This is a genomic window from Aeromonas sp. s8, assembly GCF_040907785.1.
GTDB lineage: Bacteria > Pseudomonadota > Gammaproteobacteria > Enterobacterales > Aeromonadaceae > Aeromonas > Aeromonas veronii.
On the sequence record NZ_JBFOCL010000002.1, the window covers coordinates 22522 to 33105 of the forward strand.

Consider the following 10584-nt stretch of genomic DNA (forward strand, 5'->3'; position numbering starts at 1 on the left):
CTGAAACGGTTGTCAGCCTAGCGGTTGGCCTTGTCGATATCACGCCAGGTGAGCCAGAGCCTGAGATCAAACTCCAGTTGATGATAGTCGGGCTCCATGTGCTGGCAGAGCTGGTAGAAGCTCTTGTTGTGATCCTTCTCTCTGATATGGGCCAGCTCGTGCACCACGATCATTTTCAGGAACGGGGGCGGCGCCTCCTTGAACAGGGCGGCGATGCGGATCTCGTTCTTGGCCTTGAGCTTGCTGCCCTGCACCCGGCTGACGTAGGTGTGCAGGCCGAGGGCATCCTTGATCACGTTGATCTTGCCGTCGAATACCACCTTTGACAGGGGCGCCGAGCTCTTGAGGTAGCGGTTCTTCAGCTCCATGGTGTAGGCGAGCAGCGCCTTGTCACTCTGGATCTGGTGGCTCTCCGGATAGCGTTTGGCCAGCATCTCCCCCAGCTTGCCTGCCGCAATCAGCTGCTGTACCTGTGCCTTGAGAGGGTCGGGATAGCCGCCCAGATAAGTCAGTTCCGCCATGGTGTCACTCGTTACATCAAAAAGAGCGCCATTGTAGTTATCTCGGGTGGGCTTGCCTACTGTGGGCCGCTTCTGCAAGGGGCTCTGGCACAAGAAAAAGGGCGGCCATTGCAACAATGGCCGCCCTGCGGGCGTATTGACGATCAGCGTTGGCGATAGAGACCCGGATCCACCTCTTCGTAGTGGCTGGTCAGGTATTGATAGAAGGCGAGATGGGAAGGGGAGCTCGGTTTTTTCAGCTCCTCGCTCACCCGATCCGGCTTGGCGATGATGAACTTCGGATTCTGGCGCTGGATATCGGCCAGCACCCGCTCGCGCACGTCATAGGGCGGATTGACGTTGGCAAAGAAGAGGTAGGCGGAAGCCGGCTGGCGATCGGTCCAGAGATAATATTGCGGCTGGATGCCATCGACCCAGATCTTGTCGCTCGGACTGGTTTCGGCCTTGATGCGATCAACCCGTACCTGCGCCGCCGGATTGAAGGGGCGACCCTTGAGGGTGCCTTCCCAGGCGTTGTTGATCATCAGCAGCAGCATGGCCAGCGTTGCGAGCCAGGGGGTGGCACTGCGCACATCCCAGGCGCGCCAGAGGGGGATGAGGATCAGCACCGGCAGCGCCCACAGCAGGCTGGTGCCGAGCACCTCGTTGACCCGTTCGAGGGACCACTCCTTGGTGCTCCAGCCAAAGGCGAGCTGCTGGGCCAGCAGCCAGCTGGCGGTGAGTACCACCAGCGAGATGCAGAGCAGGCCGATGGCATCAGCCTGCTGTTCGCTGCGATCCAGCAATACCGCCAGCGGTAGCACCGCCAGTTGCAGATAGAGCACGTCATAGTGATCGAACACATGGCCGGAAACCGAGTTGGCGATCAGGGTGAACAGCACCCCAAACAGGGTCGCCAGCAAGGCGGGCAGATACCACTCCTGACGGCGGCTCAGCATCAGAATGATGAAGGCGGGTAGCAGCATCACAAGGCCGGTACGCAGCAGGCCGACGGCGCCCACCATGGGTGAGAAGCCATTGCCGTAGCTCCCCTCGAAGAAGATGTCGAAGGCGTAGTATTTGAAGGCCGCCAGCAGATCATGTTGCTGGAAGTAGGCGTAAAGCGGGCCGCCAATCAGCGCCAACCCCAGCAGGCTGGAGATGAGCAGCAAGATGGCATCACGCCACTTCTCGTGCAGACACCAGTGGCAGAACAGCACCAGATACCAGGCCCCCCAGAAGGCGCCGTTGTTGGTGCGCATCCAGGCGACGATGGCGAAGGTGAGGGCCGCCACCAGCGCGGGCCACCAGCGAAATCCCTTGTCCAGCAGCAGGGTGATGAAGGCCCACTGGGCGATGAGGGCGAGGTGGAAGGTCCAGTCCTCAGTCATGTTGCCGTAGTAGTAACGGGTGCCGTAGAGAGCCAGCACTGCCAGCATGGCGCCAAGACGTGCCTTGAACGAGAGTCCGAGCTGGGCAAAGGCCTGCCAGCTGGCCAGCAATCCGAGCCAGCAGAGCACCCACTCCAGCGCCCAGATCCCGACAAATCCCCCCATTCGATAACCCAGCGCGTCGAGGGCGAAAATCATCGGCCCCTTGATGTCAATCATGTCGCGATAGAGCACGCCCCCTTCGCTCCACATCTTGCCCATCACCGCGAACAGCGAGGCATCAAAGCCCGGCGCCATGGCGTGGAAGAGCGGATTGCGCAGACAGAAGAGCAGCGCCAGCAGGGCGGTCAGCAGCACAATGGCTGGCTTGATACCCGGGTTGACGCGAGGGGGAGTGAAACGGATGGAGTGATTCATGAAGTCGCCTGTTCCTGCTGCTGGTCTTGAAAGCGGGCCTATCTTGCCGAGCTAGTGAGTGCGATGCAATGGGGCGGGCCCGTGTGGGGCAAATATTCTCGAAAAAGCCCGGTTCTTGCAGGGAACCGGGCGCTGGCTGCGGCAATATTGGCCGTCAGGGGATGTGGCAAAGCATCCCCCCGATATCAACTGAAGTACTCAACCAGGGGCGGCTGCGCTTCCAGTGTCGGTAGGTGACGGGCCCAGCGGATAAAGGCGTCGGCCAGGGTGATACCGAGCTCCTGATTGTGCTGGGTCAGGGTGCGCGCCAGAGCGGTGTAACCCTCCTTGCCGGAGGCGGTATAGGCGCTCGACACTCCGCGATAGACCTGTTCGGCATTGACCGCTTGCCACAGGCCGGGGGCGGCTTCCCACTCCAGTCGGGTGATGCGCTGACCCTTGGGCCGATCGGCCTGATAGGTGAATCGCACCCCAGCGGTGTAGGGGAAGCTGCCATTGCCATTGCCGACCACGCCGTTGTTGGTGGCGTTGTCGATGGCATTTTCCAGCGCTTCCGCCAACTCGTGACCGTGCACCCGATAGAGGGTGAGGGGAATGGCAAACGGCAGCAGGCGACCGGCGATATCCGCTTCGCTCAGGGGGCCCGGCTCCAGCGAGCAGCGCACGCCGCCAGCATTGTGCAGGGCAAAGTCCACCTCGCCTACCTGTTCACGGGCAGCGGTCAGCATGGCGCGGGCCACCAGCGGGGCGAGCTGGCTGCCGTGGGGCAGGGTGGCATCCGGCAGCCGCTGATGGGGAAGTGGCGCCGCCAGTCGGGTGACGATGCGCTGGCTCATGGTTTCAATCTCCGGCCGGTAGCGTTTGGCCAGATGTTGTTCAAGCTGTTGATCCGGCTCGCAGAAGGTGAGCCCGGCGGGTGGGGTGGAGGCAAATGGCCAGGGCTGCCAAGGGAGCCACTCCAGCTGTCCCTGACTCTGCACGACGCGGCCCGCCTTATCGAAGGTGAGCTCGCAGACACCGAGGCAGAGGGCGCTGTGGCCAGCATGCAAAATAGCCACCCCGTTGTTCATCAGGGGGTAGGTACCTTCGCTTGGCAGACCCAGCGGCGCGAGATCGCCGAGCAGGCTGTGGGTGTGGCCACCGATGATGAGGCTGAGCTCGGGGAAGCGCTCGGCCAGCAGCTTGTCCTGATCCAGCCCGAGGTGGCTCAGCAGCACGATATGCTGGATCCCTTCGCGCTTGATCTCCCGCAGCACCCGGGTGAGGGTGTCGGCGACCGCGTGGAAACGGGTGTGGGGATCCGGGTTGGCGATGGCAGCCATCTGGGCGAGGGTGATGCCGAGCAGCGCAAAGGGAACCCCGTCGATCACCTGACGATGCCAGGGCTGATGGGCGTCGTAGAGATGGGGAATATCCCACAGCCCAAGCGGCGTGTCGGCAGGCTCCTGACTGTTGTCCAGATTGGCGGCCAGCACCGGAAAATCGAGCTGGCGCAAGAACTCCACCAGCGGGCCGTTGCCCAGATCGAATTCGTGGTTGCCAAGTACCATGGCATCGGGGGCCAGCATGGCGAGCAGGTCGGCGTTGGCACGCCCTTTGAAGCGGTTGAAATAGAGAGAGCCCTGAAAGGAGTCGCCACCGTGCAGAAACAGAAAACGCTGACCGGCTGCTGCGGCTTTGGCACGCAGTTGGGTCAGTCGGGTCAGGATCCGGGCATAACCGCCGCACTGGGTGCGCCACTGGCCTTCACCGACAGGGGAGAAGCTCATGGGCGCGCCATCGAAGTGGGAGTGGCAATCACTGAAATGGGCAAGTTGAACCGTAATACTCATCTCGGTCCTCCTTAGGGGGAAAATGAGCACCGAGTCTACTGCAAAGGGGGGGGAGGATACCAGCCCGGCAGGGAGCCGGGCTGGTCAATGATCAGGCGGGTACCATGATCTGGGTGGCGACAATCACCACCAGCAGGCCGACGGCGACCGGCATACTGGTGCGTTTGACCACCTCGAACGGCGAGAGCTTGCCCATCCCGGCACAGGCGACCACCACCCCGGAGACCGGAGAAATGGTGCGACCCAGGTTGGAGGCTTGCAGCATTGGGATCACCAGATAGGCCGGGTTGATGCCAAGGCTGCTGGCCAGGTTGGGGATCAGCTCCACGAAGGCGTAGAAGGGGGCATTGCCCGAGCCGGTGGTGAAGGCGGCCAGGGTGGTGATCACCACCAGTGACAGCATCATGATCAGGCCGCCGGAACCGAGATCCTGCGCGTGAGCCAGCAGGGTGTCGATAAAGCCGATGGTCATCAGACCCTGGGCGAAGACACCGGCACCGACCAGCAGCATGACCACACCGGCAAAGGCGTCAGCCATGTTGCGCCAGCAGACCTGCAGACCATCCAGCAGCTCCTTGCCATTGCGGATCCGCACCAGCTCCAGCAGGCTGGCCAACACCATGCACATGACGATGATGGTGACGATATCCAGTTGTGGGCCCCATTTACCGTCAAACACTAGCACCCCGATGATGGGGGTAAAGGGCAGGATGGCGTAGAAGGCCGGCGCAGTCGTCACCAGATCACCCGGGGCGACCGGCTCATTGTGTTCACCGGATGTTTGGTCAAGGTAGCGCTGCCAGAAGAAGTGGGTCACCGCCATGCAGGCGATCGCCACCAGCGAGATGGGCAGGGTCAGCTTGAAGGCAAAATCCAGCAGTGGCATGTTGGCGGCCTGAGCGGCCATCACCACGTCCCCTGAGGTCGGTGCCAGAATGATGGCGGCTGGCGAGGCGCACACGGCCGCAGCCGCGCCACGGGAGATCCCCATGTTGACCATCAGTGGAAACAGGGTGGCCATCAACAACACGCCGAGGCCGGTAGCGGAGCTGACCGCCAGCGACATGGCGCAGGCCACCAGATAGGCAGCCACCAGCAAGATATAAGGGGACTTGATGATGCCGAGCGGTTTGCTGGCCAGTTTGACCAGAATGGTGTTGGCACCGATATGGCTCATGTAGCCGGCAAAGCCGCACAGCACCATGATCAGCATCCCCAGTCCACCGCCACGGTCATTGAGCAGGAAGCGGACGTATTCGAAGATATCGGTTGCAATGTAACCGGTGCTGACCACCTTGCTCGGCAGTACCGGTTTGCCCATCATGGCGGTGATGACCAGCAGCAGCAAGCCGCCGCTCAGCAGCACCCCGGTCGCGGAGTATCCTTTGAAAATGGCACGGCCCACCACCAGGGTGACCAGGGTGCCAACGATGAGTTCCAGCATATGTTGCCTTCTGATTGGATGAGAGTGGAGGGAGTCTATTCCGATAGGGGTAGAGTGGCGACTGGAAACAGGATGTTGTGTGAGCTAAATCAACGTTTAACCCCGTGAACAGAATTAAAGAAAGGTAAAGGTACTTTACCCAGCGGGTTTGGCTACCTACCCTTGCCAGCCTTGGTTGTCTTTTGAGGCTTTTATATGGTGGTTGGTGATTTTTCAGGCATTAAACGCTCTATTTTCCTGCTTGCGATGCTATTTTCACCTAATTGCGTGTTTGCGGTAACCAATGACGGTTTTCATCAAACCGGTCCTCATCAGGCGGTCGCCATGCGGCGTCTCATGGCTCCTCACTCTTACGGCGTACTGGTGGTTGCCGAGGGGAACAGACCCCGTTTTGCCGCGCTGGCATCCAAAACCACCGAAGCAAACTGCCTGGCCCGTCATGCCATCCGGGTAGATGGGGTTGCGTTGCTGGTCACCCCGAGATTCTATGCCAAAGAGGAAAAACGGGGACTTTGCGAGCTGTGGCTCAATGAGGGGGCAGATCAGGACTTTTTTGCCAACCGCCTTAAAAATGATCATTTTATTCAGATAGATGGTCATGACATCAATGTGAAAAACTATCACCTCGACTGGCAGCGCATCAGCCGTCATGCTCAATAAAAATACAGTTTTGGCCTTGTGCCATACTCTGCTCACGCAACCTGTGAGCGTGCTCTGATTTCTGGGCGCATCATTGTATTGCGCCGCCTCGTCGTCACACATAGGCTATACCCGTCATCTGTGTGGCGGTGGGGTTCACTAAGGTTGGTACTCCGCCCGTGCAATCAAGGAAGGTAGTCTGGCATGGTCAGCAAGGTTTATGGAGTAGTGGGGGTCGGGTTGTTGCTGCTGCCCCTGATGAGTCAGGCTCACCCGAGCCGGCCGCAAGTGGTGCCAGAGTCCCGCATCAATGTCCGTTTTTATGAGGTCAATGCAACCGGTCCGGAGCAGCTTGCCCGGGCGATTGCCCAGAGTGCTCCCAAGGTGAATGGCAAGCCCGTGCTCGGCAAGGCGAGTTATCAGGTGGACTGGCAGCTGGATACCGAGCAGTTGCCGGGTCGCTGCCAGCTCAACCGGGTGACGGTGACCACCAACGCCACCGTGTTGCTGCCCCGCTGGCGTCAGAGCGCGAACAGTAACGATCCTGCCCGCAAGCGCTGGGGGCGGCTGCTCTCCAGCATGTTTGACTACGAATCCCGCTTCAAGGAGATGGTGCTGCAAGGGGCCAATCAGGTGGGTGGCGCGATTGCGGGATTACCCGGTCATGCAGATTGTCAGGTGCTGCGCTATGCCGCGTGGGCAGCAGGCAGTGGCGAGCTGAACAAGATCAAGGGACGGCTCGACGGATTCCAGCGTCAGACAGGTTACGGCGAACAGCTCGGGGTGCACTGGCCTAAGTAAGCGCTATCTCAAGACGCAATATCCAGCATCGCACGATTTGATAAATAGAATGGCCGCCCGATGGGCGGCCATTCTATTTGTTTGCAGAGTCCGGTTTAGACCAGCGCTTTGCCCTTGAGCAGCTTGCGCACCCAGTAACGGGCAGGGTGGAGCACTTCCAGCAGATCGGCGGCCAGCGGCAGGGGCTCGCCGCAGATCTCGCTGGCGAGCAGCTCACCACAGAGCGGCGCCGAGCAGAGGCCCCGCGAGCCGAGCGCCCCCAGCACATAGAGGCCGGGGTGAAGGGGGAGCGGCTGGGCGTTGTGCTGATCATGCTGCAGCTGCGCATAGTGATCCGCCAGACCTTGCAATCTGGCCACTGGCCCCACTACCGGCAGGTGATCCCGGCTGGCACAACGCACCCCTACGCGCGCCTCGTTGCCGCTCACATCCACTTCGGTGGGCCAGGTTTGCTCCGGCAGGCAGGCTTGCAACCGCACCTGATTCTGGATTTGCTCCTCGGCACGAAACTCAAGGCTGCTCTGGTTGCGGCCATAACTGGCGCCGATGCAGTGTTGATCGTTGTGCATCGGCGTGAGGTAGCCATCGTAGCAGAGCACTGTGCTGAGCTGACGCAAGCTGGCCGTGGTCGGCACATGGCTCACCTGACCGCGCACCGGATAGAGCGGCAGTTCGGCAAAGGGGAGCAATGCTGGCAACTGGTGACCGGCAGCGACCACCAGATTGGGGGCCTGCCAGTGGCGGCCGTCCTGGCTCTCTATGTGCCAAGCATCTGTCTGCTTGGCAATGGCAACCACCTCGGTGTTGAACACCACCTCAAGCAGGCCGCTGGCTTGCGCCTCTTTCAGGGCTGCTCGGGTGAGATCGGCCGGGCAGAGCCAGCCACCCAGCGGGTAACTGACGCCGCTGTGGCCGCAGGGCAGGCCAACCACCTGCTCTACCTCTGCTGTAGAGAGGGGATGCATCAGCTCGGGTGGGAAGGGGCCCTGACTCATCTTGGCCAGCTTGGCTGCCGATTTGTCGTCATAACCGAGCTGGGTTACCCCGCACAATGAAAAAGCGATAGGATGGCGTTCGGCCAGTGCCAGCAGCCGTTGGCGGGCATAGCCAAAGGCGAGCGAATAGAAGCGTGACAGGGCATCGTGCTCGCCGTTGAGCAGGGGATAGAGCGCCCCCTGGCGGTTGCCGGAGGCGCCGGTGGCCGGTGCGCCATCTGCACACAGCAACGTCACCTTGCGACCCCGCTCCACCAGAGAGAGCGCCGTCATGGCCGAGGCGATGCCGCCGCCGATGATCACTACCTCGCCAGCGCGTCCGGCAGGACGGGCATACCAGGGGGCGATGGTCTGCTGCGGCTGCTTGTCGGTGCGATCCCCCACCAGCATCTCCCGCTTGCTACCGTGGCCCTTCACCTTCTTCATGGCAAAACCGGCGGCAATCAGGCCGCGACGGACAAAACCGGCACAGGTAAAGGTGGCGATGGAGCAATCGGGACGGGCGAGGCGAGCGAGACCATCAAACAGATCCTGTGTCCACATCTCCGGGTTCTTGGCCGGGGAGAAACCATCCAGATACCAGGCGTCCACCAGACCTTCTGCCCAGTGAGGCACCTGCGGCAGCATATCCTTGATGTCGCCAAACCAGAGATCGAGGCGAATGCGGCCACCCGCAAAATGCAGGCGGTGGCAACCGGAGACCGGCAGCGGCCATTGGGCGACAAGATCCTGACTCAAGTGGCCAAGTTCAGGCCAAGCGGCCAGCGCCTTGCGCAGATCGTCTTGGGTCAGGGGGTATTTCTCGAAACTGATGAAGTGCAGACGGGAGCCGTTGCCGGATTGAGGCGCCTGTTCCAGGAAGGCTTGCATTGTCGCCAGAAAGTTAAGGCCTGTGCCGAAACCTGTTTCACCTATCACGAAACTGTCACTATCGTGGTGCGAAAATCGCGCAGGTAGCCGGTTTTGCTGCAAAAAGACGTAGCGGGTTTCACTTAGACCGTTATCATTGGAAAAGTACACATCCCCGAAGTCACTGGAGACAGGAGTTCCCGCTTCATTCCAGTCCAATCGGGCATGATGTAAGGATGTTTGACTCACGTTTTCCTCGGCTCGCGTCACAAAATCGCGGGCATTCTACGTGAAAGCAGACCAGTTTGGCAGCCGAAAGCGGGTAGACTTGGCGCCAGTTTTTCCAGACGAGATGAATTAATGAGAAGAGCAGTGATCACCGGTATCGGCGTCATCTCCAGTATCGGCAACAACAAGGAAGAAGTGCTGGCCTCCCTGAAAGCAGGTAAATCCGGCATCACCTATTCCGAGCAGTTCGAGCAGCACAACCTGCGCAGCCGTGTCTGGGGTAACATCAAACTCGATCCGTCTGAACTGATCGACCGTAAAGTCATGCGTTTCATGGGCGATGCTGCGGCCTACGCCTACCTCTCCATGCAGCAGGCCATTGAAGATGCCGGTCTGGCGGAAGATCAGGTCTCCAACGAGCGTACCGGCCTGGTGGTCGGTTCAGGTGGTGCCTCCGGGAAGAACACCTCGGAATCTGTGGACATCGCCCGTGAGAAAGGGGTCAAGCGTGTGGGCCCTTACATGGTGCCGCGCACCATGTCCTCCACCACCTCTGCTTGCCTCGCGACCCCGTTCCAGATCAAGGGTGTCAACTACTCCATCAGCTCAGCTTGCGCCACCTCTGCCCACTGCATCGGTCACGCGCTTGAACTGATCCAGCTTGGCAAACAGGATGTGGTCTTCGCCGGTGGCGGTGAAGAGCTGGACTGGTCCTCTACCATCCAGTTTGATGCCATGGGCGCCCTCTCCACCAAGTACAACGACACGCCGGAAAAAGCGTCCCGTACCTATGATGCGAACCGCGATGGTTTCGTTATCTCCGGTGGCGGCGGCATTCTGGTGATCGAAGAGCTGGAACATGCGCTGGCCCGTGGCGCTCACATCTATGCCGAGCTGACCGGTTACGGTGCTACTTCCGATGGCTATGACATGGTCGCGCCGAGCGGTGAAGGCGCGGTGCGTTGCATGAAGATGGCGATGCAGGGTGTGGGCAAGGTCGATTACATCAACACCCACGGCACCTCCACTCCGGTGGGTGATACCAAAGAGCTGGAAGCTATCCAGACGCTGTTTGGTGCCAACGGTCCCAAGATCTCTGCCACCAAGGCGATGACCGGCCATGCGCTGGGCGCCGCCGGCGTGCACGAGGCTGTCTACTCCCTGCTGATGATGGAACACGGCTTTATCGCTCCCAGCATCAACATCGAGACCCTGGACGAAAAGGCTGAAGGTCTGCCCATCGTGCGTGAGTACGAAGCGGCCGAGCTTAATACCGTCATGTCCAACAGCTTCGGCTTTGGCGGTACCAACGCCTCCCTGGTGTTCAGCAAGTTCAAAGGCTGATATCCGGTTGATATGAAAAAAGCGCCTCAGGGCGCTTTTTTTGTCTTCGGTGTCCCGTCCTGAATATGGTTTACACCTTTCCCCCCAATAAATGGAGAACCCGATGGGACAAGGTGTGAAACGGACACAGCGCGATTACTCGCT

The 10584-nt window shown here is 60.3% G+C and carries 8 protein-coding genes; 3 read left to right on the plus strand and 5 right to left on the minus strand.

The window, feature by feature from the left end; all coding sequences use genetic code 11:
- Window positions 1-17: 17 nt before the first annotated feature.
- The 4 genes from AB5Y86_RS00450 to dcuC all read right to left on the minus strand — a co-directional run bounded on the left by AB5Y86_RS00450 (window position 18) and on the right by dcuC (window position 5584).
- Entirely contained in the window at window positions 18-521 is a 504-nt protein-coding gene (locus AB5Y86_RS00450; protein WP_245147684.1) for a M48 family metallopeptidase, read from the minus strand.
- Between the two features lie 143 nt (window positions 522-664).
- Entirely contained in the window at window positions 665-2308 is a 1644-nt protein-coding gene (locus AB5Y86_RS00455; protein WP_368191716.1) for a hypothetical protein, read from the minus strand.
- Window positions 2309-2493: 185 nt separating this feature from the next.
- Window positions 2494-4140: a bifunctional UDP-sugar hydrolase/5'-nucleotidase gene (locus tag AB5Y86_RS00460; protein ID WP_368191717.1), complete on the minus strand. Its 1647-nt coding sequence runs from the start codon at window positions 4138-4140 to the stop codon at window positions 2494-2496.
- A gap of 91 nt (window positions 4141-4231) precedes the next feature.
- Window positions 4232-5584 (minus strand): anaerobic C4-dicarboxylate transporter DcuC, encoded by a 1353-nt coding sequence (gene dcuC, locus AB5Y86_RS00465; protein ID WP_058058454.1) that lies wholly within the window; start codon window positions 5582-5584, stop codon window positions 4232-4234.
- 195 nt (window positions 5585-5779) lie between these two features.
- Between dcuC and AB5Y86_RS00470 the strand changes: the two genes are divergently transcribed.
- Both AB5Y86_RS00470 and AB5Y86_RS00475 read left to right on the plus strand, forming a co-directional pair.
- Complete coding sequence (locus AB5Y86_RS00470; RefSeq protein WP_368191719.1) at window positions 5780-6244, plus strand: hypothetical protein; 465 nt, start codon at window positions 5780-5782, stop codon at window positions 6242-6244.
- A gap of 183 nt (window positions 6245-6427) precedes the next feature.
- Entirely contained in the window at window positions 6428-7024 is a 597-nt protein-coding gene (locus tag AB5Y86_RS00475; RefSeq protein WP_368191720.1) for a DUF922 domain-containing protein, read from the plus strand.
- Between the two features lie 95 nt (window positions 7025-7119).
- Here AB5Y86_RS00475 and mnmC read toward each other — a convergent pair whose 3' ends face one another.
- Window positions 7120-9138, minus strand: coding sequence for a bifunctional tRNA (5-methylaminomethyl-2-thiouridine)(34)-methyltransferase MnmD/FAD-dependent 5-carboxymethylaminomethyl-2-thiouridine(34) oxidoreductase MnmC (gene mnmC, locus AB5Y86_RS00480; RefSeq protein WP_368191722.1), 2019 nt, complete (start codon window positions 9136-9138; stop codon window positions 7120-7122).
- 90 nt (window positions 9139-9228) lie between these two features.
- Here mnmC and fabB point away from each other — a divergent pair, with 90 nt between their 5' ends.
- A complete protein-coding gene (gene fabB / locus AB5Y86_RS00485; RefSeq protein WP_100645761.1) occupies window positions 9229-10440 on the plus strand; it encodes a beta-ketoacyl-ACP synthase I in 1212 nt (403 codons plus the stop codon).
- Window positions 10441-10584: the final 144 nt, after the last annotated feature.